The organism is Polaromonas sp. YR568, from assembly GCF_943369415.1.
GTDB lineage: Bacteria > Pseudomonadota > Gammaproteobacteria > Burkholderiales > Burkholderiaceae_C > Polaromonas.
This window is the reverse complement of sequence record NZ_CALRNF020000008.1, coordinates 86,521-110,998: the sequence shown is the minus strand read 5'-3', so window position 1 is coordinate 110,998 and position 24,478 is coordinate 86,521. Positions and strand designations below refer to the sequence as shown.

Sequence of the window (24,478 nt, the reverse complement as noted above, 5' to 3'; positions counted from 1 at the left end):
CCCGGCGGGGCTCAAATCCTGACGGTAAAGCGCGTGCCCTCACCCACGGTGCTGGCCACCCCTATGCTGCCGCCGTGCTGGTCGACCGAATTTTTGACGATGGCCAGCCCCAGGCCCGTGCCCTGGATCTCGCCGACATTGCTGGCCCGGTGGAACCATTCGAAGAGGCGGGGGAGTTCTTCGGCCGGAATGCCTATGCCCTGGTCCGCCACCTCAAACACCACACGTCCCCCGGACGAAGAGACGCGAAACAGGACCTTGCCGCCCTGCGGCGAATACTTGATGGCATTGGAGAGCAGGTTGCCGAAGATGTGGCGCAGCAGCTTTTCATCAAAAAGCCCGACCGCCGGGCTGGCCTCGAACTCCAGGGCCAGCTCGCAGCCGGCCTCCGCATGCTGGATGCGGGCGTCCTCCACCAGGTCCTGGCAAAGCGCTAGCAGGTTGGTCTCGGCCGGCTGGAACTCCAGCATCTGCGCCTCCACCTTGCCCAGCAGCAGCACGCGGTCCAGCATCTGCGTCATGCGCTGCACGCCGGTTTCTATGGTGTTGATGACATCGGTTTTTTCGGACTCGGGCAGGCGGTCGCCGTAGTGCTTGAGCAGCTCGGCGGACGACAGGATGAAGGCCAGCGGCGTGCGGAATTCGTGCGAAGCCACCGAGATGAAACGCGACTTCATGTCGTTGAGCTCGGTCTGCCGCTGCAGGGTCTGGCGCTGGGTCTGTTCGGCCTGCAGCCGCGCGGTGGCATCCACCACAAACACCAGGGTGGCCTCCCGTTTGCCCCATTCGATCTTCACGGCCGACAGCTCCAGCGAGCGGACCTCTCCGCGCTGCGTAATGACGCGAAAGCTGTACATGGACTCGACTTCTTCGCCGCGCAGCCGGCGCTCGTGGCGGTGCAGCATGGCGGGCACGTCGTCGGGGTGCAGCGTGGCCGTGAAGGGCCGGGACAGCAGGTAGTCCAGCGGATGGCCCACGATGCGCACCAGGCTGGGATTGGCGAACACCATGCGGTCGTCCTGCACCACCACCACGCCGACGCCCACGTTTTCAATCACGGTACGGTAGCGCTCTTCCGATTTGCGCAGATCGTCGAGCGCCTGGTAGCGTTCGATGGCGCTGCTGACATGGTTGGCGACGAAGGAGAGGATGTCCGCATCCGAATCGCTGTAGGCCACGCCCGGCTCATACCCCTGCACCGCCAGCACGCCGCCTATGGCGCCGCGTATATGCATGGGCACGCCCAGCCAGGACGTGAAGGTCATGTCGCCGCTGCCTTCCGTCACCTGGCCGCCGGCTTCCAGCGCCTTCAGGCGCGTGGCGTCGATGATCTGCGGCCGGCCCGTGCTCAGCACGAACTCGGTCAGGCCGCGCCGGTAGGGCACGTCGCTCAACTGCAGGGTGTCGCCGTCGCGCTCGTCCACGTAGTAGGCGAAGTTCTTGCGCTGCTTTTGCGCGTCGTAAAGGCACACGTAGCAGTTCTTCGCGTAGAGCAGTTCGCCGAGGAGGCCGTGCACCGACTGCAGGAAGTCGTAGAAGGAAAGGTCCGCCGCCGCGCGTTCGGCAATGCGGTAGAACACCCGCTGCAGCGTTTCGGCCTTTTTCTGTTCCAGCGCCTCGGCCTGCAGTTCGCGGGTGCGTTGCTCCAGCCACAGCGTGGCCGAGGTTTCCTGCTTCTGCTTTTCCAGCTGCAGCTCGCGGTAGTCGGCCTGCAGCGCCTGGTATTGCTGCTGCAGCTGCTTGAGCTGGAGGTGCAGGTCGGCGTCAGACGGCATGGGGCGGCTTTGGTGCTCGGGTGGGGGCGGCCGCGCTGCCGGCATCAGGGCGAGGACAGCCCGTCCACCGCCTGGAACATGGCCTCGCGCGCCTGTTCCACGATCTGTACGCGCCATGCGTCGGTGTCCACGTAAAACGCGTCCATCATCTGGCGCTTGATGGCCGCGTGCGTCTCGGGCGGCGCTTCCGGATGCTTGTGCAGCCAGTGGTCGGCGCGCAGCGCGCCTATCATCTCGAGGATGGGCAGCGTGCCGTACTCCATGGCCATCGCGGTGTACTCGGCCCGCGGGCACTCGTCGTGCACCGCGTACGACATCAGGCCCGTGAGTTTGGCCGAGGTCGAGGAGCCGTCGTAGAAGGAGGTCACGGGCGTGGCGCCGCCGCCGTCCCACCAGGCGCGCGCGCGCGCGAGGGTCCCGGCGTCGTCGTTGCCGGCAAAAATGCGCTCGCCCAGGCCGCTGGGGCCCAGGCCGGTGTGCAGGTCCATCCAGGCTATGCGTTTGGCCTGCCGCCCGAAAGATCGCAGCACCTCGCGAAGGGTGCGGTTGCTCCAGGTCGGCGCGGTGCCGCCGAAGAACATGCCGTCGGCGTATTCATGCTGCCCCTGCGACACCGCCGCCTGGTAGCGCGTCACGCCGTGGGTGTCGATATAGGCCGCGATGGCCGCCTCGTTCGCGGCCGTGGGCGGCCACTGCGCGGGCAGCAGCAGGTCGTGGACCTCGCGGTAGGCCTCGTTGACGGGCAAGGGTTTGCTGAAATCCTGGAAATTGCGGTTCAGGTCCACGTTTTCATGCGTGGTACGCCGCGCGTACGAGAAACCGTGCGGATTGAGCGCATGGATGTACAGCACCGCCACGCCGCCCGCGCGGGCCTTGGCGCGCCATTCGACATCGTAAGCGGCATACACCTGCACGCCCGAGCCGCAGTAGCCCTCCACGCCGTGGCAGGCGCTGCTGACAATGAAGAGGCGCTCGGCATCGGGCGAGCCGTCCAACGCCACGTCCATGGCCAGGGTTTCGCCGTCGCGGCCCTTGAGCGGGTGTTCGTAAGAACGAAGCGCCATGCCGGCGGCGCCGGCGGCTTCAAGGAATTTGGCGCGCGCAGCCGCATAGCTGGCCGAAAAAGCCGCGTGTGTATTCATGATGATGTTGTTGGAGTGGTCAGGATTCAGGCCCTGGCAACCGTGCCCAGCCATCGCGTGGCCAGCTGCACCCAGTAGGTGCCGCCCAGGGGTATGAGGTCGTCGTTGAAGTCGTAGCTCGCGTTGTGCAGCGTGCACGGCCCGCCGCCGTGGCCCATCTCGCGGTGCGCACCGTCGCCGTTGGAGATAAAGCAGTAGGCGCCAGGCTTGGCCTGCAGCATGTAGGCGAAGTCCTCGGCGCCCATGGTGGGCTCCTGCGCCAGCACGTTGGCCGGGCCCACGATGTCGCTCATCACCCGGCGCGCAAAGTCCGCTTCGGCGGCGCTGTTGATGGTAGGCGGGTAGTTCCGCGTGAAGCTGAACTCGCAGCGTGCTTCAAACGCGGCGCAGGTGTGCTCGGCGACTTCCTTCATGCGCTTTTCAATCAGGTCCAGCACTTCGATGCTGAAGGTGCGCACCGTGCCCTGCAGTTCGCAAAAATCGGGCACCACGTTGGTGGCTTCGCCGGCGTGGATCATGGTCACCGAGATGACGCCCGCATCCACGGGTTTTTTGTTGCGGCTGATGATGGTCTGGAAGCCCTGCACCATCTGGCAGGCCACCGGCACCGGGTCTATGCCGGTGTGCGGCATCGCGGCGTGGCCGCCCTTGCCGCGTATGGTGATCTTGAACTCGTTGCTGGAGGCCATCACCGGCCCGGCGCTCACGGCGAAGGTGCCCACCGGCGCGCCGGGCCAGTTGTGCATACCGAAGACCGCTTCCACGGGGAATTTTTCGAACAGGCCGTCCTTGATCATCTCGCGCGCGCCGCCGCCGCCTTCTTCTGCCGGCTGGAAGATCAGGTAGACCGTGCCGTCGAAGTCGCGGTTCTGCGAGAAGTGGCGTGCCGCGGCCAGCAGCATGGCGGTGTGGCCGTCATGGCCGCAGGCGTGCATCTTGCCCGGCTGCGTGCTGGCGTGGGCGAAGGTGTTGAATTCCTGCATGGGCAGCGCGTCCATGTCGGCACGCAGGCCCACGGCGCGGCCGCAGGCGCCGCCGTCGCGGCCGTGCACGATGCCGACCACGCCGGTGGTGCCCATGCCGCGGTGGATGGGGATACCCCAGGATTCGAGTTTTTGCGCGACCACGTCGGCGGTGCGCACTTCCTTGAAGCAGAGTTCGGGATGCGCATGGATGTCGCGGCGCACGGCGGCGATGTCGGCCGCACCGGCCAGTATGGATTCAATGATTTTCATGGCAATGTCCCCTAAAAGTACATGGTAACCAAGCCGGTTGCGCTTTGCATGACAGTGCTGGCTTCCTGGAATTTATTCCCTAAATCCGGCCCTCTTCGACCGCATGGCAGGCCACGCGAACGCCTTCAAGCTGCAGGAACTCCGGCCTTTCGCTCCGGCAGCGCGCGTTGGCGTGCGGGCAGCGCGGGTGGAAGGTGCAGCCGCCGGGCGGGTTCAGCGGATTGGGCACCTCGCCCGAAACCGGGGTGCGGGCGCGGCCGGTGTCGTGCATCTTGGGGATCGCGTCCAGCAGCATGCGCGTGTAGGGGTGGCGCGGCCTGTCGAACAGGTTGTGCTTGTCGGCCAGCTCGACGAGGCGCCCCAGGTACATCACGCCGACCTGGTCGCTCACATGGCGCACCACCGCGAGGTTGTGCGAGATGAAGAGGTAAGTCAGGCCCTGCTTGCGCTGCAGGTCTTTCATGATGTTGAGCACCTGCGCCTGCACGCTCACGTCGAGCGCCGACGTCGGCTCGTCGCAGACCAGGAATTCGGGTTCGGTGGCCAGGGCGCGCGCGATGGAAATGCGCTGGCGCTGCCCGCCCGAGAACTGGTGCGGGTACTTGGGCATGTCCAGCGGCGACAGGCCGACCGATTTGAGCAACTCGCCCACGCGTTCCTTCAGCGCGGCGCCATCGCTGAGGATGCCGTGCTCGCGCAGCGGCTCGGCGATGATGTTTTCAACCGTCCAGCGCGGGTTCAGGCTCGCGTACGGATCCTGGAAGATCATCTGGATGCGGCTGCGCAGTTGCTGCCCGGCCGGTGTCTTGAACACCGCATGGGCATCCTGGCCGTCAAAGGTCAGGCCGCCGCGCGTGGGTTCATACAGGCCCACCAGCAGGCGCGCCACGGTGCTTTTGCCGCAGCCCGATTCGCCGACCAGCGCCAGCGTCTTGCCTTTCTCAATTTCGAAGCTCACGCCGTCGACGGCTTTGAGCAGGAGGCGGGGCTTGCGTTCCAGCACCCGGTTGAGCCAGGGCGGCGACACGTCGAAGGTCTTGGCCAGGTCGTGGGCCTGGACCAGGGGAGCTGACGGAGCCCCCACGCTCGTCACTTCGTGTACTTGGCTGCCCCCCGAGGGGGCTGATTTTCCTTGGGGCGGCCCGGCGGAAAATTCTTCTGCCCTCGCTTGAGATGTACGTGGTTGTTCGCTCATGCCGCCACCCCCGCGTGTACATCGTGCAACCAGCAGGCGGCGCGCGTGGCGCCGGCCGGCATCAGGTCCGGCCTGTCCTGGCGGCAGCGGTCAAAGGCTTTGGGGCAGCGCGGGTTGAAGGCGCAGCCCTGCGGGATGGCGTTCAGGCGCGGCATGGCGCCGTCGATCTGGTAGAGGCGCTCGCGCTCCACCGCGATGTCGGGAATCGCCGCCATCAGGCCCGCGGTATAGGGGTGCGAGGGGTGGTTGATCACCTGGTGCACCGGGCCGATTTCGGCGATGCGCCCGGCATACATCACGGCCACGCGGTCGCAGGTCTCGGCGATCACGCCCATGTCGTGGGTGATCAGCATGACGGCGGCGCCGCGTTGTTTGCAGATGTTCTTGAGCAGCGTGATGATCTGCGCCTGGATGGACACGTCGAGCGCGGTGGTCGGCTCGTCGGCCACGATGAGTTTGGGCTCGGCCGCCAAGGCCAGCGCGATCACCACGCGCTGGCGCATGCCGCCCGAGAACTGGTGCGGATAGTGGTCAATGCGCTGCGCGGCCGCCGGTATGCCGGTGTCGTTGAGCAGTTCGATGGCGCGCGCCCTGGCTTCCCGCGCCGTCACCGGCAGGTGGGCCTGGATGGTTTCCACCAGTTGCCGGCCTATGGTGTAAAGCGGGTTCAGCGAGGTCAGCGGGTCCTGGAAGATCGCGCCTATCTTGCGCCCGCGTATGTGGCGCATGCGCTCGTGGGGCAGGTTGTCGATGCGCTCGCCTTCCAGCAAAATCTGGCCGCCGCCCACCCGCCCGGGCGGCTCCAGCAGGCCGATGATGGCGGCGCCGGTCAGCGACTTGCCGGCCCCTGACTCGCCGACTACGCCGAGGATTTCGCCGGGCGCGATGTCGAAGGAGATGTCGTCCAGCGCGCGCAGCGTGCCGCGCCGGCCGGGGAATTCGACCACCAGATTCTTGATTTGCAGAAGACTCATTTTTTGAACCCGTCCTTACCTGAGGCGCGGATTCAAGGCGTCGCGCAGCCAGTCGCCCAGCAGGTTCACGCTCAAGGCGATCAACACCAGCATCAGGCCCGGGAACACGGTGATCCACCACTCGCCCGAAAACAGATAGTCATTGCCCACACGGATCAGCGTGCCCAGCGAAGGCGAGGTGGGCGGCGCGCCCACGCCCAGGAAGGACAGCGTGGCTTCGGTGATGATGGCGGTCGCCACCTGGATGGTCGCCAGCACCAGCACCGGCCCCATCACATTGGGCAGCACGTGGCGGCGCATGATACGCAGCGGCGCCACGCCGGTGACGCGGGCGGCCTGCACATACTCCTTGCCGCGCTCCACCATGGTGGAGCCGCGCACGGTGCGCGCGTATTGCACCCAGCCCGACTGCCCCATCGAAATCGACAGAATCAGCACGCCCATGGCCAGCAGCTGGCTGGCGTTGGGAAACACCGCGCGGCCCACGCCGGCGATCAGCAGCGCGACCAGGATGGGCGGAAATGAGGACATGACGTCGCAGACCCGCATCAGCGCGGAATCGATCCAGCCGCCGCGAAAGCCCGCGAGCAAACCCAGCGAAACGCCGGCCAGCATGGAAAGGATGACGGAGGCAAAACCCACCACTAGTGAAATGCGCGCGCCGTACATCAGCGCCGACAGGATGTCGCGGCCCTGGTCGTCTGTGCCCAGCAGGTATTTGGAACTGCCCTGCGCATACCAGGCCGGCGGCAGGCGCGCGTCGCTGAGTTCCAGCGTGCTCAGGTTGAAGGGGTCATGCGGCGCCACCCAGCCGGCGAACACCGAGCAAAAAATGCAGACCAGCGCAATGGCGGCCGCCACCATCGCAACCGGCGAGGTGCGAAAGCTGTGGCCCACATCACTGTCAAACCAGCGCGCAAGGGTTTTTTTCATCGGGAAAAAGTGGAGTCCGTGTTATCTAGAGCGAGCGCAGCAAAGCTTGTGCCAGCAACAGCGCGGAACCGGCTTTGCCGGGCCGCAGCTGTTGTCCCCCTGGGGGGAGAGGCCGCTACGCGAAGCGAGAAGGCAACAGGGGGGTCACTTTTTTATTGTCATCCACTTGAAGAACATGAAGTTGTCGGCCAGTTGGACCAGCTCGACCTTCTTGCTCGTGCCCCAGGCCAGCGACTGCTGGTGCAGCGGCAGGTGGCCGATGTCGGCGTTGTGGATGTCGAAGGCTTCCTTGATCATCGCGTTGCGCTTGGTCTTGTCGGTTTCGGACTGGATCTTCTTGGTCAGCTCGTCAACCTTGGGGTTGCAATAGGCACCCAGGTTGAACTGGCCGGCGCCCTTGTCGTCCACGCAGGCGACCAGCGCATTGAGCGCGTTGTGGGCGTCATAGGTGGCCGGCGTCCAGCCCAGCATGTAAAAGCTGGTGTCGCGGCGCAGCACCTTGGGGAAGTAGGTGCCTTTGGTTTCGGCCTGCAGGTTGATCTTCACGTTGATGCGCGACAGGTTGGCGGCCACGGCCTGGCAAATGCGGCTGTCGTTCACGTAACGGTCGTTCGGGCAGTTCATGGACACCTCAAAACCGTTGGGGTAGCCGGCCTCGACCATCAGCTTCTTCGCCGCTTCCGGGTCGTAGGGCAGGCGTTTGTTCTGTTCCTGCTGGAAACCGTTGATGCCGGGGCCTATCAGCAGCGCAGTGGGTCCCGAGGCGCCGCGCATCACGGTTTTCTTGATGCCGTCGATGTCGATGGCCTGGTAGAAGGCCTGGCGCACGCGCTTGTCCTTAAAGGGGTTCTTGCCCTTGATGTTGGAGTACAGCAGCTCGTCGCGTTTCTGGTCCATGCCCAGGAAAATGGTGCGCAGTTCGGGGCCGACCAGCACCTTGGTGCCGGCATTGCCGTTGACGCGGTCGATGTCCTGAACCGGCACGGGTTCCATCACGTCGACCTCGCCCGACAGCAGTGCCGCCACGCGGGTCGCGTCGTTGCCGATGGGGGTGTAGATCACTTCCTGGACGTTGCCTTCGATCTTGCCCCAGTAGGTGCCGTTGCGGACAAAGGTGGTGCGCACATTGGGCTGGCGCTCGCGCACGCGGTAGGGGCCGGTGCCGTTGGCGCGGAAGGATGCCGCGTTTTCAATGCCCTTGCGGCGGTCCACCGGCTTGGTCGCCTGGTTGGTTTCGCACCACTTCTTGCTCATCATGTAGACCAGCGAAATCACGTCGGGCAGGATGGGGAAGGGCGTCTTGGTTTCGATCTCGACCACGAAGTCGTTGATCTTGCGCACTTCCTTGAAGTCGTTGGTGTAGCTCTTCATGTCCGAGCCGTCGGCCTGCGTGCGGTTGAAGCTGAAGACCACGTCGTCGGCGGTGAACGGCGTGCCGTCATGGAACTGCACGCCCTTGCGCAGTTCGAAGCGCCACACGGTCGGCGAAGTCTGCTTCCACGAAGTCGCCAGGCCGGGCGCCAGGCTCAAGTCTTTGTTGCGGATGACCAGCCCCTCATAGGCGTTGCCGGTCACGCTCAGCTGCAGCGACTCGTTGAGCGAGTGCGGGTCCATGGACAGCGAATCGCCCTGGTTGGCGACCCTCAGGGTCTGCGCGGATGCGACAAAACCGGTGGCTGCGAAGGCGCACAGCACGGTGGCCGCGAGCAGGGTTGACTTGAATTTCATCAGGAACTCCTTGTGGAAGGGATGATTGCTTGCCGGGGTAAAAAAACGATAGGGTCTGGGCGCGGCGCTAGTGGCCCGCGGCGTTGCCCACGCGCAGCCTGGGGTCCACCGCGAAGTAGAGCAGGTCGACGACCAGGTTGATGATCACAAAAATCAGCGCGATCAGGCAGAGGTAGGCTGCCATGACGGGGATGTCGGCGAAGGTCACGGCCTGGATGAACAGCAGGCCCATGCCCGGCCACTGGAATACGGTCTCGGTGATGATGGCAAAGGCGATCAGCCCGCCCAGCTGCAGGCCGGTGATGGTCATCACCGGCACCAGCGTGTTCTTGAGCGCGTGGCCGAAATGGATCACGCGGTCGGGCAGGCCGCGGGCGCGCGCGAACTTGATGTAGTCGGTGCGCAGCACTTCCAGCATTTCCGCGCGCACCAGCCGCATGATCAGCGTGAGCTGGAAGACCGCCAGCGTCACCGCCGGCAGCACGATGTGGTGCCAGCCGTCGGCCTTCAAGAGGCCGCTGCTCCACCAGCCGACCTGCACCGTCTCGCCGCGGCCGAAGCTCGGGAACCAGCCCAGGCCCACGGCGAAGACCAGGATCAGCAGGATGCCGATCAGGAAGGTCGGCAGCGACACGCCCAGCAGCGAGATGGTCATGAACACCTGGCTCATGAAGCTGCCGCGGCGCAGCGCCGAATACACGCCCATCGGGATGCCGACCACCAGCGCCATGACGGCCGCCACCAGCGCCAGCTCAAACGTGGCCGGAAAGCGTTCGGAGATCAGGCGCGAGACTTTGGCGCCCTGGCGCAGGCTCAGGCCGAATTCGCCCTGCGCGGCATTGACCAGGAAATGCCAGAACTGCACGACGAAGGGCCGGTCCAGGCCCAGGTCGGCGCGAAGCTGGGTGATCTGCGCGGGCGAGGCGTCCTGCCCCAGCAGGAACACCACCGGATCGCCTACATACTGGAACAGCATGAAGGCAAGCAGTGCGACCACGATCATCACGATCACGGCCTGGATCAGGCGGCGCAGAATAAATGCAAGCATCGGCCAAAGGAAAAAGTATCGGGCGATACTAGCAGAGCAATTGCTGTGCCGACACGGGGTTTACTTTAGGGTTAAAGAAACACCACAGTCCGGCAAATTGCCCCAAATGAGGCTTTTTGGCGCCCTTTTAAGGTGCTGTGCCCGGGGCCGGACTAAAGCCGCTGCAGTTTCTTGCGCACCAGCTGGATATTGCTGCGCAGCGCGTACAGCTCATCGGTATAGGACAGGGGTACCGAGATTTTCTCGGCCCGGCTTTCCAGCTCGTTGAGTTCCTTGAGCAAAGCCTCGTTGCCGTCGCCGGCGCCTTTTTCGTCCATGCGGGTTTCAATGTCGCGCAACTGGCGGTACCAGCGGAAGATGCGCGAGCGCACGCGAAACGCATACAGCGGCGGGATGATGCGCGACAGCGGCAGCATGATGGCCAGGATGATGCCCATCACCAGCCACATGCGCTCGACCAGGTTGGCCACCCAGAAGGGCAGGTAGCGCTGGAGGAAGGGCTTGTCGTTCTTGATGCCGCGCTCGGCCTCGGCCGAGATCGGCAATTCGTTGTTGGCCAGGTTGGGGTATTCGCGGGCCCGCCTGAACCAGCCGGCGCCGCCGTGGATCTGGTTGCCGGCCTGCACGAAGAGCTGCAGCAGCGCCGGGTGCGTGCCCTTGCGGGTGACCAGCGCCGTTGTGGGCGCCACCAGGCGCACGTCGCGCGGCGGGATGTTGGCCGCCAGGTCGACCACACCGCGCGGCAGAACCACGGGGCTCAGGAAAGAAAACCGGCGCGAATAGGCCTCGCTTTGCGGGAAGTCCATCAGGCCTATGCCCGGCGTCTGCAGCAGCATCTGCACCATCAGCGACTCGGGCGCCGAGGCGAACACGATGGCGTCGAGGTCGCCGGCGAGGAAGGCCACCGTGGCCGGGGTCTGTTCCAGCTCCGAGATCTTGAGGCTGGCCAGGTCCACCTTGTTGCTGGCCAGCAGCTTGTTCATCAGGTTGGGAATGCCGCTGCCGGCCGTGCCCAGGTTGACGCGCCAGCCCTGCAGCTGGCTCAGCGCGTTGAGCGTGGGTTCCTTGCGCAGCGGCTCGCGGCCGGTGGGTGCCTGCACCAGGGCGGCCGGGATTTTCTTGACGGCGTCCTCGCGGTAAAACAGCCACACGGGCTCGACGAAGAGGCTGCCCAGAGACTCCAGGTTTTCCTCGTCCTCGGGCCTGGCTTCGCTGGTGCCGCCCTGCACAAAGCCGAGGTCGGCCTTGCCGTCGCGCAGCAGCTGCAGGTTGTGGGCAGAGCCCTGCGAGGGCAGCAGCGTGACCTGGATGCCGTCCTCGGCCAGGATTTTGGCGTAGCGTTTGCCGAATTCCTCATACGCGCTTTGCGCCGGGCCGGTGGCCAGCGTCACGCGCTTGGGCGGGTTCGGGTCCAGCCACCAGTAGGCCAGCACCAGCAATGCGACGGCCAGCAGGATGAAAGGGCCGGCGGAGACGGCCAGATCGCGCAGCGACAGCAGGGTGTAGCGTATGGTTTTGGGCATGCGGCAACCTTATCACGCGGCGCTGCCGCCCAGCCTTTCAACCGCGGTGATAACTTTGGTAAACACGGCTGCTGCCGTCCTGAAGCACCAGCAGCACGTCATAGGCGTCCTTGCGCCCGCCGTACACCGGTCCGTCCATGCCGGGCGAGCCCACCGGCATGCCGGGCACGGCCAGGCCGGCGGCCTGCGGCAATTCCTTGAGCATGCGGCGAAGCTCGCGGGCCGGCACATGGCCTTCCAGCGCGTAGCGCTTGCCTTGCGCGCCGACCTCCCCCGTGTGGCAGGAACCGAGCTTGTCCGGAATGCCCAGGCGCTTGCGCGCGGCCGTGTTGCCGCTGTCGTGCACCCGCACGGCGAAGCCGTTGGCCTGCAGGTGGTCTACCCAGTCCTTGCAGCAGCCGCAGTTGGGGTCTTTCCAGACTTCGACCTGGGGCCGGGTTTGTGCCATCAGTGCGGGCGCAACGGCCGCAGCGCCGGCGATGGCGGCCACGGTTCGTATCAGTTGTCGTCTTTGCATGGTGTGTTCCTTGTCGTGGTTCCGTGGATCAGCGCGCTGCCGCCACGCTGATCTTGCCGGCCATGCCGGCCTGGTAGTGGCCCGCGACCAGACAGGCGAAGTCGAACTCGCCGGGGCGGTTAAAGGTCCAGACCAGCTCGCCCGACTTGCCTGCGGGCACATGCGTCATACCAGGCAGGTCATGTGCCATGCCGGGGGATTTGGCCATCATCGCGGCATGCGCCTCGAGTTCCGCCTTGGTGCCTATCACCAGCTCGTGCAGAAGTTTTCCCTGGTTGCGGATCACAAAGCGCACGGTCTCGCCTTGTTTGAAGCTCAGCTTGTCCGGCGTGAAGCGCATGGAGTCGTCCATGGACACCGTGACGGTGCGCGTGGCTGATCCGGCATCGCCGGCGATACCCCATGGCCTCTGTTCATTCTTCGCGGCGGCCGGCGGTTTGGCTGAATGGCCTTCATGAGGGCCGGCTGCTGCTGCTGCCGCGGCCGCAGCCAGGAGTGCGCAGGCGCCCGCCAGTTTGAGTGTGGATTGAAATGTCATGGTCTTCCTTGTGTCATGTGGATGTTCAGCGGCAATGCGCTGGAATACGGGCGTGTGCGATAGCCGCGCGTGTCTGCGCTGCGAGTCACAGAGGATGGTGTCCCGCCCGCAGACCCATTACGGGCATGGACCTCAGGAAATGGGTGGTTTTTTGCGCAACGCGGCGTCGGCGCTGGCGAACAGGTCTGCCGCCGGGCTGGCCAGTCTCAGCGCGCTGAACACAGGCATCAAGCCGGTCGCTGCGAGAGACAGCGCAACGGTGTGGCAGGCCTGGCAGGCCGCGCAGCTTTCGCAGTGGCCGCCGGCCGCATGTGTGCTGCCGTTATCTGCGGGGTCCGCGCAGTCGTGCGGGGCCGGGGCTGTTTGCGCAGGGTGGCCGGCATGGGCCGGATCCGCTGCTTGCGCTTGGTGGTGCTGCAGCTGTCCCGCCGCCATCTGCGTGGCCATCGCGTCGCCCATCCAGCCGCGCAGGGGCAGCAGGGCGATCAAAAGGGCGAACAACAAATGGCGCATGGATGAATGACGGGGGCCGGCCGGATAAGTTCCTGCGCGCTCAGTTTTTCTGTAGTTGCAAGTCGGCCTTGTCCAGCCACAGCTGCACACTGTCCAGCAAGTCCTTCTGGCTGAAGGAGCAGCTTTCTTCGGTGAACAGCGCGCTGGATTCAAGCCGGTTCAGCAACTGCGACAGCACTTCGTTGAAACGCTCGGGCAGGGCCGCCGCCAGGCTTTGCTGCTGCATCGCCAATTGCGAAAAGGCGGCTACGCCGAGTGTGTCGTCGCGCAGTTGCTGCAGGGCGGTTTGCAAGGCGTCGAGCTGGTCTTGAGCGGTCATGGCCTCATTGTAAGAAGCGCTTCTAGGCGGCCGCCGAAGCCTGCACGCGCGCCGGCATGCGGTCAAACACCAGGGTCAGCATGGCGAGCAGCCCGAAAGGCACGCCCACCCAGCCCAGGTGCGCAAAGCCCACCTGCTCCAGCAGCGTGCCGCTGATCACCGAACCCAGCGCCGTGCCCACGTAGAGCATGGAGCCGTTGAGGCTCAGCAGCAGCGGCGCCTGCGCCGGCGACAGGCTGGCCAGCCGGCTTTGCTGCGGCGCCATCAGGCCGAAGCCGGCGATGCCCCACAGCACCAGCACGGCCATGGTGGCGGGCACGTTGCCGCGCGTGAGCGGCAACAGGCACATCATCGCGACCAGCACGGCCAGCTGCGTGCGCAGGGTGCGCAGCGCGCCGAAGCGGTCGGTGGCCCAGCCGCCCATCAGCGTGCCGCCCACGCCCGCCAGGCCGAAGACGGCCAGCGTGGCCGAAAGCTGTGTCGAACTCATGGGGTTGAGCGCCTGCAGCACCGGCCCGACATAGGCGAAGACGCTGAAGATGGCGATGAAGTAGAGCAGCGTGCGGCCCCACACGCGCAGCACCGCGCCCTGCCGCGCGGCCGCCCGAAAGCCCGCGAAGCTGGTGCCCGCGCTGGCCATGTTGGCCGGGATCAGCCAGCTCGCCGCGACCAGCGCCGCAAAGCTGGCCGCCGCCGACAGCCATACCGGCACGCGCCAGCCGAACTCGAAACCCAGCCAGGCGCCTATCGGCAGGCCCACGGCATAGCTGATGCTCATGCCCAGGAAGGTGATGGACAGCGCGCGGCCGCGCAGCGCGGGCACGACCATGCTGACGGCCAGCGCCGAGGCCGCCGCGGTGAACATGGCGCCCGCGCCCATCAGCACGCGGCCCAGCAGCAGCAGGGGCAGGGTGGGCGCCACTGCGCAGACCAGGCAGCCCGCGGTGAACAGCGCCAGCGCCAGCTGCACGGCGCGCTTGCGCGGCCAGCGGGCCGTCAGGATGATCAGCAGCGGCGCCAGCACGGCCGTGGCGATGGCATAGGCCGTCATGGCCTGGCCGGCGGCCGCCACGCTGATGCCCAGCGATGCGCTCATGGGCTGCAGGATGCCGCCCAGCACAAAAGCGCCGCTGCCTATCACCAGGTTGCACAAGGCGAAGAAATACAGGATGGGCGGCATGGTGGTCATGAAGGCGGCGTCGGGGCGACAGGGGCCGTGCGAGCCGCCAGGGATGGCGCGCGCGAGCAGCTATCAAATGAAGAGCAGGGAAAGTCTGTTCCCGCCATTGTGCGGGAAGCTGCCCGATTGTGCCGGGCCGGGGTAAAGCCGGCGCAGGGCCGGGCTTTAAGCCGATGGAACCCAGGGACCTTTGACGGGCAGCCCGGGCGCGCCGTGCAGGATTTCCAGGTCGGCCGGTTTGGGCGTGTTGTCGCCCGCGCCCTGGATTTTCACGATGTCCTGCGGGCAGGCGGAAAACGCCACGAAGCAGTCCATCTCGGCGCGCAGCGTGATCGAATCGCCGGCCTTGGTGACGGTGGGCAGGGTCTTGAGCGTGATGCCGTCGGGCTGCACCTGGATGTTCATGAAGATGTTGAAGGAGGCCAGGATGGCGCGCGGCGGCGTCAGGCCCAGCGCGAACATGCCCTCGAACATGTTGTCGCAGCAGTTGCGGTGGTAGCCCTGCACGCCCAGCAACTCATAGCGTCGCCGGTCGCAGGCGGCCATGAAGGTGTCGTGCACGCCGGGCGAGGTGTCTTCGACCACGGTGAGTATGGGGTGGCGCTGGTTGGTGACGAAGGAGTCGCCGACCACCGGGTTCAGGCGCTGGTTCCACACGCGGGTGGTTTCCATGCACATGAATTCGTTCAGGTCGTAGGCATTGAAGGCCCAGCAATCGACCACCTGCGTGCCGTGGGTGTTGATGACTTTCACGGCCTGCCCGGCCTGCAGGCGCACGGCCTTGCCGTGGCCGGCGGGAATGTTGAGCGTGCGGGGCGATGTGGATGCGGTCATGGAAGGACGGGTTTACTGGATCATGCCGAGGAACTGTTTGAGCTCGGCGGTTTGCGGGTTGGAGAACACCTCGTCGGGCGGCCCGATCTCGTGCACGCGGCCCTGGTGCATGAAGACCACGCGGTCGCAGACCTTGCGCGCGAAGTTCATCTCGTGCGTCACCATCAGCAACGTCATGCCTTCGGCGGCCAGGCTTTCCACCACCTGCAGCACCTCGCCCACAAGCTCGGGGTCCAGCGCGGAAGTGATTTCGTCGCACAGCAGCACCGAAGGCTGCATGGCCAGCGCGCGCGCGATGGCCACGCGCTGCTGCTGCCCGCCCGAGAGCTGGTCGGGCCAGGACTCGAATTTTTCGGCCAGGCCCACGCGCTCCAGCAGCGCGCGCGCATGCTCGGCGGCGGGCGCGCCGGCCGTCTTCTTGACCAGCGTGGGCGCCAGCATGATGTTCTTGCCGACGGTCAGGTGCGGGAACAGGTTGAAGCTCTGGAAGATCATGCCCACGCGCTGGCGCAGCTCGCGCATGACCTGCGGGTTGTCGTGCAGCAGGTGTTTGCCGTCCACGCGCAGCGTGCCGCTTTGAAAAACTTCCAGCCCGTTGATACAGCGCAGCAGCGTGCTTTTGCCCGAGCCGCTTTTGCCGATGATGGCGATCACCTCGCCGGCCTTGACTTCAAGGTCTATGCCCTTCAAGACCTCGTTGGTGCCGAAGCTCTTGCGTAGCTGGTTGATCTCGACCAGTGTCCGTTCGGACACGGCGGGCGATGGGGTGACGGTGGCGGTGGCGGTGGCGTTAGCGTCCATTTCTGGCTTTCCTCTCAAGCTTGCGGGCATACAGGGATACGGGGAAACACAGCGCGAAGTACATCAGCGCGACGCAGCTGTACACCACAAAGGGTTTGAAGGTGGCGTTGGTGATCATGGTGCCGGCCTTGGTCAGTTCGATGAAACCGATCACCGAGGCCAGCGCCGTGCCCTTGATGACCTGCACCAGGAAGCCCACGGTGGGCGGCACGCCGATGCGCACGGCCTGCGGCAGCACGATGTAGCGCAGCTGCTCGCCGAAGTTGAGCGCCAGGCTTTGCGCGGCCTCCCACTGTCCCTTGGGAATCGCGTCGACGCAGCCGCGCCAGATTTCGGCCAGGTAGGCGCTGGTGTACAGCGTGAGCGCCACCGCGGCCGCCACCCAGGCCGGCACGTTGATGCCGAACAGCGCCAGCCCGAAATAAGCGAGGAAGAGCTGCATCAGCAAAGGCGTGCCCTGGAACAGCAGCACATAGCCGTCCATCGCGCGGCGCATGATGCGCCCGGCCTTCTGCGCGCCCGGCGCCGCGCGTGTGGCCGAGAGGCGACCCACCAGCAACAGCGCGCCGACGATGCCGCCGCCCACAAAGGCGACCACCGAGAGCACGACAGTCCAGCGCGCCGCGAGCAGCAGGTTGCGGAAGATGTCCCAGAGGGAAAATTCAATCATGGTGTGTGCCTGACCTTTCCCGTTATCGACCAAAGAGAAATTTAGGGCCTGCCCAATTGAGCAGCTTGCGCACGGCCACCGACAGCGCCAGGTAAATCAGCGTGGCGATGATGAAGGCCTCAAACGCGCGAAAGTTGCGGCCCTGGATCAGGTTGGCGGCATACGACAGTTCCTGCGTCGAAATCTGCCCGCAGACGGCCGAGCCCAGCATCACGATGATGATCTGGCTCACCATGGCGGGCCAGACTTTTTTGAGCGCCGGCGGCAGCACCACGCGGGTGTAGATCTGCACGCGGTTGAGCGCCAGGCTTTCGGCCGCCTCGACCTGCCCGCGCGGCGTGGCCTCGACGCCGGCGCGGATGATCTCGGTGGCGTAGGCCGACAGGTTGATCACCATGGCCAGCACCGAGGCCGTTTCCGGCGAGAGCTTGAAGCCCGCGGCCGGCAGGCCGAAAAAGATGAAGAACAGCTGCACGATAAAAGGCGTGTTGCGGATCAATTCGACGTAAGTACCCACCACCCAGCGCAGCCAGCTGGGCCCGCTGGCGCGCGCCCAGGCAAAGCCCATGCCCATGAACACGCCCAGCACCGACGAAATCGCCGTCAGGCCCAGCGTCCACGCGACGCCTATGGCCAGCAGCGGCCATTGGCTCAACACCGCCATGAAATCAAGCTCAATACGCATGGGTCACATCCTGTTGAAAGATCACCGACGTTTGTTCTCCCCTGCCAGCAGCCGCAGCGGAACCGGCTTTGCCGGGCCGCAAGCGGCGCCCCCTGCAAGGGGGGAGGCGGTTACGCGTAGCGAACCGCAACGGGGGTGTGCAATTACTGCGGCAGATTTCCTGCCGGGCGGCCCAGCCACTTCATCGCGATCTTGTCGAGGTCGCCGTTCTTCTTGGCTTCTGCGATGACTTCGTTGACCTTCAGGCGCAGCTTGTCTTCACCCTTGGCAACGCCGATGAAGTTGGGGCTGTCGCTGAGCAGCAGCTTGTACTCGGTGTTCAGCTGCGGGTTCTTGGCCATCATGTTGCCGGCCACCGAGGCGCCCGTGGCGATCAGCTGCACCTGGCCGGCGGTGTAGGCCGACACGGTGGTGTTGTTGTCTTCAAAGCGCTTGATGTCGGCGCCGGCGGGCGCGACCTTGGTCAGCTCCTGGTCTTCCAGGGCGGCGCGCGTCACGCTGATGGTCTTGCCGGACAGGTCGGCAAAGGACTTCACGCTCATGCTCTTGGGGCCGAACACCGCCTGGAAGAAGGGCGAGTAGGCGATGGTGAAGTCGATGACTTTTTCGCGGTCCGGGTTTTTGCCCAGCGTGGAGATCACCAGGTCGGCCTTCTTGGTTTGCAGGTAGGCGATGCGGTTGGCGCTGGTGACGGGAACGAGCTCGATTTTCACGCCGAGTTTCTGGGCGATGTAGCCGGCCATCTCAACGTCCAGGCCCTGGGGCTTGAGGTCGGTGCCGACCATGCCGTAAGGCGGGAAGTCGGTCGGGATGGCGATCTTGATTTCCTTGGCCTTCATGATGTCGTCCAGCGCGGTCTGCGCATGGGCGCCGGAGACGGCCAGCACGGCGGCTGCGGCAAGGGCGAAAGAGAAAACACGTTTGCTGGACTTCATAGCAGGGCTCCAAGGTAGGTTGAGGAATCTTCAGAGGGTTTGGCCGCAGTGCGGCCGGCTTTGCGAACACGGGGAGGCGGGGAAGATGCGGGCTTTCCGTCCACGGCTTGCGCGTCGAGCGGGCTCAAGGCACTGCGCAACTGGGCCAGCGGGTCGCCGCCCGAGGCCTGCAGCTTGAGCGCGGCCTGCACGCTGCCGATGTGGGACTGCATGAGTTTTTCAGCCTTGGCCAGGTCGCCTTTTTCCAGCGCCTGCACGATGAGCACATGCTCTTCGCAGGACTGCGCCGCGTCATGCGAGGACTGGTACAGCATGGCGATCAGCGTGGTGCGCGCGGTGAAATCGCGCAGCGTGTCGGCCAGCAGGTTGTTGCCCAGGCATTCGGCCAGGCACACATGGAAGTCGCCCAGCAAAAAGCTGCGCAGGCCCACGTCGTCGCCCTTGACGGCGGCTTTCTCGCGCGTGAGGTGGTTCTTCAGCTGTTTGATGGCGCCCTTGCTGACGTCGGTGGTGCAGCGGATCAGGCCCATCTCGATCACGCGGCGCGCTTCGAAGGCCTCGCGCGCTTCTTCCTGCGAGGGTTCGATCACATACCAGCCGCGCCGGCTGCTGACGGTGACGATGCCGCGCACCGCAAGGCGGGTCAGGGCTTCACGGACGATGGTGCGGCTGCAGTCGAACAGCAAGGCCAGCTGCTGCTCGCCCAGGCGCGAGCCCGGCGCGAGCTTTTGCGCCATCACGGCTTCGATGATGCGTTTGCTGATGTCGGGGGCGGTGGCCATGCACAAGCAGTGCATATCCCGTGCCAGCCCCACAGGCTGGTTTAATCAACTGGTATACAAGCTTTGCGCACCTGTCTGGCGTGCGTCGTGCACCGGGCAGCGGCTTTTTGGCGGTCGGCCGCACCAGGACAGGGAATGTGCGGAGAAGACTTCCTTAGTCGAGCTTGGCGCCCGAGGCTTTGACGGCCTGGGCCCAGCGCGGCATCTCGGCGGCCAGGAATTGCGTGAACTCCTCGCTGCCCATAAAGGCCGGGTCGGCGCCCTGCGTGACCATGCGGTTGCGGATGTCCGGGTTGCTCATCACCTGTTTAAAAGCGTCGCTGAGTTTGGCGGCCACGTCCTTGGGCAGGCCGGCCGGCGCCAGGAAGCCGTAAAAACCGACCACCTCAAAACCTTTGATGCCCGATTCAATGACGGTCGGGATGTCGGGCAGGGCCGGGTTGCGCTCCTTGCTGGTTACCGCCAGCGCGCGTACCTTGCCCTGCTTGTGGTAATTGGCCGCCTGCGGAATCGATTCACCCATGAACTGCACCTGGCCGGCCATCAGGTCGGTGAAGGCCGGCGCGCTGCCGCGATAGGGGATGTGCACCATGAACAAACCGGTGGCATTTTTGAACATCTCTGGGACGAGATGGCTGATGCCGCCGTTGCCGGCCGAGCCGTAGTTGACCTGGCCGGGGCGGGCCTTGGCGTAGGCGACGAACTCCTGGAGGTTGTTCACCGGCAGCTTGGGGTTGACCAGCAGGGCCAGCGGCTGCATGGCGGTGCGCGCGATCGGCGTGAAGTCTTTCAGCGTGGCGTAGGGCAGCTTGCTGTACAGCGCGGGGTTGATCACCATCACGCCGGTGTTGGCCAGCATCAGGGTGTAGCCGTCGGGCGCGGCCTTCATCACGTCCTGCGCGCCCACGGTGCCGCCGGCGCCCGATTTGTAGTCGATCACGATGGGCTGGCCGAGCACCGCCTGCAGGCGTTCGGTCAGCAGCCGGGCATGCTGGTCCAGCGGGCCGCCGGCCGGAAAGCCGATGACGATGCGGATGGGCTTGTCGGGGAAGGCCGCCATCGCCGTGGAGCAGGCCAGCGCGGTAACGGCCAGCAAGGCCAGGGCTTTGCGGGGCAGGGCGAAGAAGCGGGTCATGAAGTCTCCTGTTGTGTTTGTTTCCGCGTGTAAGCGGCGCTGGTTCATCATAGTGAGCGCGGGTCGCCCAGGCGACAGTGTTTTATCGGGAGCTTCCCGGATGTGGGGGGCGCCGACTCGGGTTAGGCTGGGGCCCCAAGTCAGCACTTGCCTGGAGCCTTTTCTTGACCCTTGATTCCGACAGCGGCCAGGCCGCCCCCGCCGCTCCTGCAGCGACGCCGCACAACCTGCACCACCAGGTCTGGCCCAAACGCCTGCCGTGCAGCATCACGCCGCCGGCCACCTCGTTGTGGCACAACCTCGCGGTCAGCGCGCTGCGTTTTCCCGGCAAGCCCGCGCTGGTGTTCTTCAACCGCGTGCTCAGTTACGCCGAGGTGCTGCGCCAGACCGAGCGCCTGGCCGCCACCTTGCACCGCCTGGGCGTGCGCAGCGGCGACCGCGTGCTGCTCAACATGCAGAACTGCCCGCAGTGGGTGATCGCGCACTTTGCCATCCTGCGCGCCAATGCGGTGGTGGTGCCCGTCAACCCCATGAACCGGGCGGAAGAGCTCAAGCACTACATCACCGACCCCGACGTCAAGGTCGCCATCACGGCGGCCGACCTGGCGGGCGAACTGGCCAGGGCCAACGCGCAACTGGCGCCGGGCGAGCGGCTGGCGCACATGGTGGTCACGCATTACAGCGATGCCTTCGACATGAATCTGGAAGGCGCCGGCGAGGGCGACGCGGCGATGCCGCCGGCCTGGCGTGAGTGGCTGGGCACGCACCATGCGCCGCCTGCGCTGGAGGATGGCACGGTGATGGACTGGGCTGACGCGATATCGGACGCTGCGCTGGATGCCGGCGAATTGCCGCCGCATACCGCCACGCCGCAAGACCTGGCCGTGCTGCCCTACACCAGCGGCACCACCGGCCTGCCCAAGGGCTGCATGCACACCCATGCCAGCCTGATGCACAACGCCGTCGGCAGTTGCCTGTGGGGCAACAGCACCTTCGAGAACGTGGTGCTTTCGGTGGTGCCCATGTTCCACATCACCGGCATGGTGTCGGTGATGCATGCGTCCATCTACGGCGGCTCCACGCTGGTCATCATGCCGCGCTGGGAGCGCGAGCTGGCCGGGCGGCTGATCTCGCGCTGGCGCGTGACGCACTGGACCAACATCCCGACCATGGTGATAGACCTGCTGGGCAGTCCCAACTTCACTGAATTCAATTTGAGCAGCCTGGTCTACATAGGCGGTGGCGGCGCGGCCATGCCGCAGGCCGTGGCCCAGCGCCTGTGGGAGCAATACGGCCTGCGTTTTGCCGAAGGCTACGGCCTCACGGAAACCGCCGCGCCTTCGCACAGCAACCCGCCCGACGCCACCAAGCAGCAATGCCTGGGCGTGCCCTTTCTGAGCACCGACGCGCGGGTGATAGACCCGCTGACGCTCAAGGAGATGCCGCAGGGTGAGCAGGGCGAGATCGTCATGTGCGGGCCGCAAAACTTCCAGGGCTACTGGAAGCGGCCCGACGCCACGGCCGCCGCCTTCATCGAGCTGGACGGCAAGCGATTTTTCCGCTCCGGCGACCTGGGGCGCATGGACGAGCAGGGCTACTTCTTCATCACCGACCGGCTCAAGCGCATGATCAACGCCTCGGGCTTCAAGGTCTGGCCGGCCGAGGTGGAGGCGCTGATGTTCAAGCACCCGGCCATCCAGGAGGCCTGCATCATCTCCACGCGCGACGCCTACCGCGGCGAAACCGTCAAGGCCGTGGTGGTGCTGCGCCCCGCCGCAAAAGGGCAAACCAGCGAGGAAGACATCATCAGCTGGTGCCGCGATAACATGGCGGCTTACAAATACCCGCGCGTGGTGCAGTTTGTCGATGCGCTGCCCAAGAGCGGCTCGGGCAAGGTGATGTGGCGCACGCTGCAGGAAGCCGAGCAGCGCGAATCTTGAGAGCCCCGTCCCGGCCGCCGTGCCCAGTTTCTGGAGAGCCCTTTGAAAATCATCTCGGTCAAGCCCTTCATCCTGCACGTCCCGGTCACGGGCTCGCAAATCGCCGACAGCACACACACCATCTCGCACTGGGGTGTGGTGGGCGCGCAGATAGACACCGACAACGGCCTTACGGGGTACGGCTTCACGGGCACCCATGCGCACCTGCCCAGCGACCAGCTGATCACACGCTGCATAGAAACCTGCCACGCACCGCTGCTGATCGGTGAAGACGCGCTGGACACCCACCGTCTCTGGCTCAAGCTCGCGCGTAACCCGGCCCTGCAGTGGGTGGGGCGCGCCGGCATCACCACGCTGTCGCAGGCCGCCATCGACATCGCCTTGTGGGACCTCAAAGCCAAGGCCGCGCGCGTGCCGCTGTGGAAGCTGCTGGGCGGGCAGGTGCGCGAGAAAGTCCGCGCCTACAACACCGATATCGGATGGCTCAGCATTCCCGACGACCAGCTGGTGGCCGGCGCGAAGCGCGCGGTGGACGAGGGCTTTACCGGCATCAAGGTCAAGATCGGCTCCAGCGTGGACCGCGACCTCAAACGCCTGGAAGCCGTGCGCCGCGCCATAGGCCCGTCCATCACCATGGCGACCGACGGCAACGGCAAGTGGGACCTGCCCACCTGCCAGCGCTTTTGCCGCGCGGCCGAGGCCCTGGATATTTACTGGATTGAAGAGCCGCTCTGGTACGACGACGTAAAGGGCCACGCCCAGCTGGCGCGCGGCACCAGCATCCCGCTGGCGCTGGGCGAGCAGCTCTATACCCACGATGCGTTCGCAGAGTTTTTCCACCAGGAAGCGATTCACTGGGTGCAGCCCGACGTGACGCGCATGGGCGGCATCACCGAGGTGCTGCGTGTCTGCGACACCGCGCATTCCTACCGCCTGCCGGTGGCGCCGCATGCGGGCGACATGAGCCAGGTGCACGTGCACCTGAACCACGCGCACCCGGCCTGCACGGTGCTGGAATACATTCCCTGGATCAAGGACTGCTTCCTGGAGCCCGCGCAGGTGGTGGACGGCCACTTCAGCCTGCCCCAGCAGCCGGGCGCCAGCACCACGCCGACCGAATCGGCCTGGGCGAAGTTCCGCCAGGCTACGGCCTGAGCGCCGGTGCCGGCACACATGGCTAAAAAACCCGCGCCTCCCACGCTCGAAGACTTCGGCGGCAAGCCGCTGGCCGGCTGGCGCCTGCGCCTGTACACCATCATCTTCGAGGCCGACACCCGCGCCGGAAGGCTGTTCGACAAGGCGCTGATCGCCATCATCCTGGTGAGCATCGCCGTGGTGATGGCCGACAGCGTGCAGTCCATCCATGCCTCGCACGGGCGGGCGTTCGCGGTGGTCGAATGGATCTTCACGCTGCTGTTCACCGCCGAATACCTCGCGCGCCTGCTCTGCGTGCGCAGGCCGCTGCAGTACGCTACCAGTTTTTTCGGCATCATCGATTTGATCGCCGTGCTGCCGACCTACCTGGCCCTGTTCTTCCCGGAACTGCACGCGCTGATCGACGTGCGCGTGCTGCGCCTGCTGCGCGTGTTCCGCATCTTCAAGCTCGCGGCCTATGTGGCCGAATACCAGTCGCTGGGCCGGGCGCTGGCCGCCAGCGGGCGCAAGATCCTGGTGTTTTTGTCGGCCGTGGTGATGATGGTGCTGGTGATGGGCACGGTGATGTATGTGGTCGAAGGGCCGTCCAACGGCTTTACCAGCATCCCGACCTCGGTCTATTGGGCCATCAGCACCGTCACCACCGTGGGCTTTGGCGACATCACGCCCAAGACCGACCTGGGCCGCCTGATCTCATCCTTCATGATGCTGCTGGGCTGGGGCATCCTGGCCGTGCCGACCGGCATCGTGACCGCCGAAATGGCGGCGGAGCGGCGTCTGCAGCACCTGGCCCTGCCGACCACCCGCACCTGCCATGAATGCCTGACCGAAGGCCACCTGCCCGAGGCGGACTTCTGTTTTCATTGCGGCGTGAAGCTGCCGCCTTACCAGCACCAGGAAGCGAAGACTGGGGCGGGGTAG

The 24,478-nt window shown here is 65.6% G+C and carries 24 protein-coding genes; 3 read left to right on the top strand and 21 right to left on the bottom strand.

The window, feature by feature from the left end:
• Positions 1 to 11 precede the first annotated feature (11 nt).
• The 21 genes from ACLV74_RS07760 to ACLV74_RS07660 all read right to left on the bottom strand — a co-directional run bounded on the left by ACLV74_RS07760 (position 12) and on the right by ACLV74_RS07660 (position 20,462).
• Entirely contained in the window at positions 12 to 1,775 is a 1,764-nt protein-coding gene (locus tag ACLV74_RS07760) for an ATP-binding protein (RefSeq protein WP_411878796.1), read from the bottom strand.
• A gap of 44 nt (positions 1,776 to 1,819) precedes the next feature.
• A complete protein-coding gene (locus tag ACLV74_RS07755; protein WP_411878795.1) occupies positions 1,820 to 2,917 on the bottom strand; it encodes a M14 family metallopeptidase in 1,098 nt (365 codons plus the stop codon).
• Positions 2,918 to 2,943: 26 nt separating this feature from the next.
• On the bottom strand, positions 2,944 to 4,152 hold the full coding sequence (locus tag ACLV74_RS07750) for a M20 aminoacylase family protein (RefSeq protein WP_411878794.1): 1,209 nt from the start codon (positions 4,150 to 4,152) through the stop codon (positions 2,944 to 2,946).
• Between the two features lie 79 nt (positions 4,153 to 4,231).
• Positions 4,232 to 5,236, bottom strand: coding sequence for an ABC transporter ATP-binding protein (locus ACLV74_RS07745; RefSeq protein ID WP_411878793.1), 1,005 nt, complete (start codon positions 5,234 to 5,236; stop codon positions 4,232 to 4,234).
• 107 nt (positions 5,237 to 5,343) lie between these two features.
• Positions 5,344 to 6,321 carry an ABC transporter ATP-binding protein gene (locus tag ACLV74_RS07740; RefSeq protein ID WP_411878792.1) on the bottom strand — a complete coding sequence of 326 codons (978 nt, stop codon included), beginning with the start codon at positions 6,319 to 6,321 and terminating at the stop codon, positions 5,344 to 5,346.
• Positions 6,322 to 6,336: 15 nt separating this feature from the next.
• Positions 6,337 to 7,254, bottom strand: a complete 918-nt coding sequence (locus ACLV74_RS07735) for an ABC transporter permease (RefSeq protein WP_411878791.1) — start codon at positions 7,252 to 7,254, stop codon at positions 6,337 to 6,339.
• A 144-nt stretch (positions 7,255 to 7,398) separates the two neighbouring features.
• Positions 7,399 to 8,982 carry an ABC transporter substrate-binding protein gene (locus tag ACLV74_RS07730; RefSeq protein ID WP_411878790.1) on the bottom strand — a complete coding sequence of 528 codons (1,584 nt, stop codon included), beginning with the start codon at positions 8,980 to 8,982 and terminating at the stop codon, positions 7,399 to 7,401.
• 67 nt (positions 8,983 to 9,049) lie between these two features.
• A complete protein-coding gene (locus tag ACLV74_RS07725; protein ID WP_411878789.1) occupies positions 9,050 to 10,030 on the bottom strand; it encodes an ABC transporter permease in 981 nt (326 codons plus the stop codon).
• Between the two features lie 152 nt (positions 10,031 to 10,182).
• Entirely contained in the window at positions 10,183 to 11,553 is a 1,371-nt protein-coding gene (locus ACLV74_RS07720) for a TAXI family TRAP transporter solute-binding subunit (protein WP_411878788.1), read from the bottom strand.
• 37 nt (positions 11,554 to 11,590) lie between these two features.
• Positions 11,591 to 12,070, bottom strand: coding sequence for a DUF411 domain-containing protein (locus ACLV74_RS07715; RefSeq protein WP_411878787.1), 480 nt, complete (start codon positions 12,068 to 12,070; stop codon positions 11,591 to 11,593).
• 28 nt (positions 12,071 to 12,098) lie between these two features.
• Positions 12,099 to 12,608, bottom strand: coding sequence for a plastocyanin/azurin family copper-binding protein (locus ACLV74_RS07710; protein WP_411878786.1), 510 nt, complete (start codon positions 12,606 to 12,608; stop codon positions 12,099 to 12,101).
• A 132-nt stretch (positions 12,609 to 12,740) separates the two neighbouring features.
• Entirely contained in the window at positions 12,741 to 13,109 is a 369-nt protein-coding gene (locus ACLV74_RS07705; protein ID WP_411878785.1) for a hypothetical protein, read from the bottom strand.
• A 52-nt stretch (positions 13,110 to 13,161) separates the two neighbouring features.
• A complete protein-coding gene (locus ACLV74_RS07700) occupies positions 13,162 to 13,440 on the bottom strand; it encodes a hypothetical protein (protein WP_411878784.1) in 279 nt (92 codons plus the stop codon).
• A gap of 22 nt (positions 13,441 to 13,462) precedes the next feature.
• Entirely contained in the window at positions 13,463 to 14,629 is a 1,167-nt protein-coding gene (locus ACLV74_RS07695) for an MFS transporter (RefSeq protein ID WP_411878783.1), read from the bottom strand.
• A 156-nt stretch (positions 14,630 to 14,785) separates the two neighbouring features.
• Entirely contained in the window at positions 14,786 to 15,454 is a 669-nt protein-coding gene (locus tag ACLV74_RS07690) for a DUF1989 domain-containing protein (RefSeq protein WP_411878782.1), read from the bottom strand.
• A gap of 12 nt (positions 15,455 to 15,466) precedes the next feature.
• On the bottom strand, positions 15,467 to 16,255 hold the full coding sequence (locus tag ACLV74_RS07685) for an amino acid ABC transporter ATP-binding protein (RefSeq protein WP_411878781.1): 789 nt from the start codon (positions 16,253 to 16,255) through the stop codon (positions 15,467 to 15,469).
• Positions 16,245 to 16,925, bottom strand: a complete 681-nt coding sequence (locus ACLV74_RS07680; RefSeq protein ID WP_411878780.1) for an amino acid ABC transporter permease — start codon at positions 16,923 to 16,925, stop codon at positions 16,245 to 16,247. The genes ACLV74_RS07685 and ACLV74_RS07680 overlap by 11 nt, the downstream gene beginning before the upstream one ends.
• A gap of 22 nt (positions 16,926 to 16,947) precedes the next feature.
• Positions 16,948 to 17,610 carry an amino acid ABC transporter permease gene (locus tag ACLV74_RS07675; RefSeq protein WP_411878779.1) on the bottom strand — a complete coding sequence of 221 codons (663 nt, stop codon included), beginning with the start codon at positions 17,608 to 17,610 and terminating at the stop codon, positions 16,948 to 16,950.
• A gap of 143 nt (positions 17,611 to 17,753) precedes the next feature.
• Positions 17,754 to 18,545 (bottom strand): transporter substrate-binding domain-containing protein, encoded by a 792-nt coding sequence (locus ACLV74_RS07670; RefSeq protein WP_411878778.1) that lies wholly within the window; start codon positions 18,543 to 18,545, stop codon positions 17,754 to 17,756.
• A complete protein-coding gene (locus ACLV74_RS07665) occupies positions 18,542 to 19,327 on the bottom strand; it encodes a GntR family transcriptional regulator (RefSeq protein ID WP_411878777.1) in 786 nt (261 codons plus the stop codon). Before ACLV74_RS07665 ends, ACLV74_RS07670 begins: the two co-directional genes overlap by 4 nt.
• A 154-nt stretch (positions 19,328 to 19,481) precedes the next feature.
• Positions 19,482 to 20,462, bottom strand: coding sequence for a Bug family tripartite tricarboxylate transporter substrate binding protein (locus tag ACLV74_RS07660; protein WP_411878776.1), 981 nt, complete (start codon positions 20,460 to 20,462; stop codon positions 19,482 to 19,484).
• A gap of 254 nt (positions 20,463 to 20,716) precedes the next feature.
• Between ACLV74_RS07660 and ACLV74_RS07655 the strand changes: the two genes are divergently transcribed.
• The 3 genes from ACLV74_RS07655 to ACLV74_RS07645 are packed head-to-tail and all read left to right on the top strand — an operon-like array spanning position 20,717 to position 24,478.
• On the top strand, positions 20,717 to 22,402 hold the full coding sequence (locus ACLV74_RS07655) for a long-chain fatty acid--CoA ligase (protein WP_411878822.1): 1,686 nt from the start codon (positions 20,717 to 20,719) through the stop codon (positions 22,400 to 22,402).
• A gap of 42 nt (positions 22,403 to 22,444) precedes the next feature.
• Positions 22,445 to 23,557 carry a mandelate racemase/muconate lactonizing enzyme family protein gene (locus ACLV74_RS07650; protein ID WP_411878775.1) on the top strand — a complete coding sequence of 371 codons (1,113 nt, stop codon included), beginning with the start codon at positions 22,445 to 22,447 and terminating at the stop codon, positions 23,555 to 23,557.
• A gap of 18 nt (positions 23,558 to 23,575) precedes the next feature.
• Positions 23,576 to 24,478, top strand: coding sequence for an ion transporter (locus tag ACLV74_RS07645; protein ID WP_411878774.1), 903 nt, complete (start codon positions 23,576 to 23,578; stop codon positions 24,476 to 24,478).

What these genes read in the sequence shown, in the direction of transcription:
- ACLV74_RS07755 (WP_411878795.1), bottom strand. Translation starts at nt 2,917, where the DNA reads ATGAATACACACGCGGCTTTTTCGGCCAGCTATGCGGCTGCGCGCGCC.
- ACLV74_RS07675 (WP_411878779.1), bottom strand. Translation starts at nt 17,610, where the DNA reads ATGCGTATTGAGCTTGATTTCATGGCGGTGTTGAGCCAATGGCCGCTG.
- ACLV74_RS07740 (WP_411878792.1), bottom strand. Translation starts at nt 6,321, where the DNA reads ATGAGTCTTCTGCAAATCAAGAATCTGGTGGTCGAATTCCCCGGCCGG.
- ACLV74_RS07735 (WP_411878791.1), bottom strand. Translation starts at nt 7,254, where the DNA reads ATGAAAAAAACCCTTGCGCGCTGGTTTGACAGTGATGTGGGCCACAGC.
- ACLV74_RS07725 (WP_411878789.1), bottom strand. Translation starts at nt 10,030, where the DNA reads ATGCTTGCATTTATTCTGCGCCGCCTGATCCAGGCCGTGATCGTGATG.
- ACLV74_RS07760 (WP_411878796.1), bottom strand. Translation starts at nt 1,775, where the DNA reads ATGCCGTCTGACGCCGACCTGCACCTCCAGCTCAAGCAGCTGCAGCAG.
- ACLV74_RS07690 (WP_411878782.1), bottom strand. Translation starts at nt 15,454, where the DNA reads ATGACCGCATCCACATCGCCCCGCACGCTCAACATTCCCGCCGGCCAC.
- ACLV74_RS07695 (WP_411878783.1), bottom strand. Translation starts at nt 14,629, where the DNA reads ATGACCACCATGCCGCCCATCCTGTATTTCTTCGCCTTGTGCAACCTG.
- ACLV74_RS07720 (WP_411878788.1), bottom strand. Translation starts at nt 11,553, where the DNA reads ATGCCCAAAACCATACGCTACACCCTGCTGTCGCTGCGCGATCTGGCC.
- ACLV74_RS07645 (WP_411878774.1), top strand. Translation starts at nt 23,576, where the DNA reads ATGGCTAAAAAACCCGCGCCTCCCACGCTCGAAGACTTCGGCGGCAAG.
- ACLV74_RS07715 (WP_411878787.1), bottom strand. Translation starts at nt 12,070, where the DNA reads ATGCAAAGACGACAACTGATACGAACCGTGGCCGCCATCGCCGGCGCT.
- ACLV74_RS07730 (WP_411878790.1), bottom strand. Translation starts at nt 8,982, where the DNA reads ATGAAATTCAAGTCAACCCTGCTCGCGGCCACCGTGCTGTGCGCCTTC.
- ACLV74_RS07685 (WP_411878781.1), bottom strand. Translation starts at nt 16,255, where the DNA reads ATGGACGCTAACGCCACCGCCACCGCCACCGTCACCCCATCGCCCGCC.
- ACLV74_RS07710 (WP_411878786.1), bottom strand. Translation starts at nt 12,608, where the DNA reads ATGACATTTCAATCCACACTCAAACTGGCGGGCGCCTGCGCACTCCTG.
- ACLV74_RS07750 (WP_411878794.1), bottom strand. Translation starts at nt 4,152, where the DNA reads ATGAAAATCATTGAATCCATACTGGCCGGTGCGGCCGACATCGCCGCC.
- ACLV74_RS07665 (WP_411878777.1), bottom strand. Translation starts at nt 19,327, where the DNA reads ATGGCCACCGCCCCCGACATCAGCAAACGCATCATCGAAGCCGTGATG.
- ACLV74_RS07660 (WP_411878776.1), bottom strand. Translation starts at nt 20,462, where the DNA reads ATGACCCGCTTCTTCGCCCTGCCCCGCAAAGCCCTGGCCTTGCTGGCC.
- ACLV74_RS07670 (WP_411878778.1), bottom strand. Translation starts at nt 18,545, where the DNA reads ATGAAGTCCAGCAAACGTGTTTTCTCTTTCGCCCTTGCCGCAGCCGCC.
- ACLV74_RS07680 (WP_411878780.1), bottom strand. Translation starts at nt 16,925, where the DNA reads ATGATTGAATTTTCCCTCTGGGACATCTTCCGCAACCTGCTGCTCGCG.
- ACLV74_RS07700 (WP_411878784.1), bottom strand. Translation starts at nt 13,440, where the DNA reads ATGACCGCTCAAGACCAGCTCGACGCCTTGCAAACCGCCCTGCAGCAA.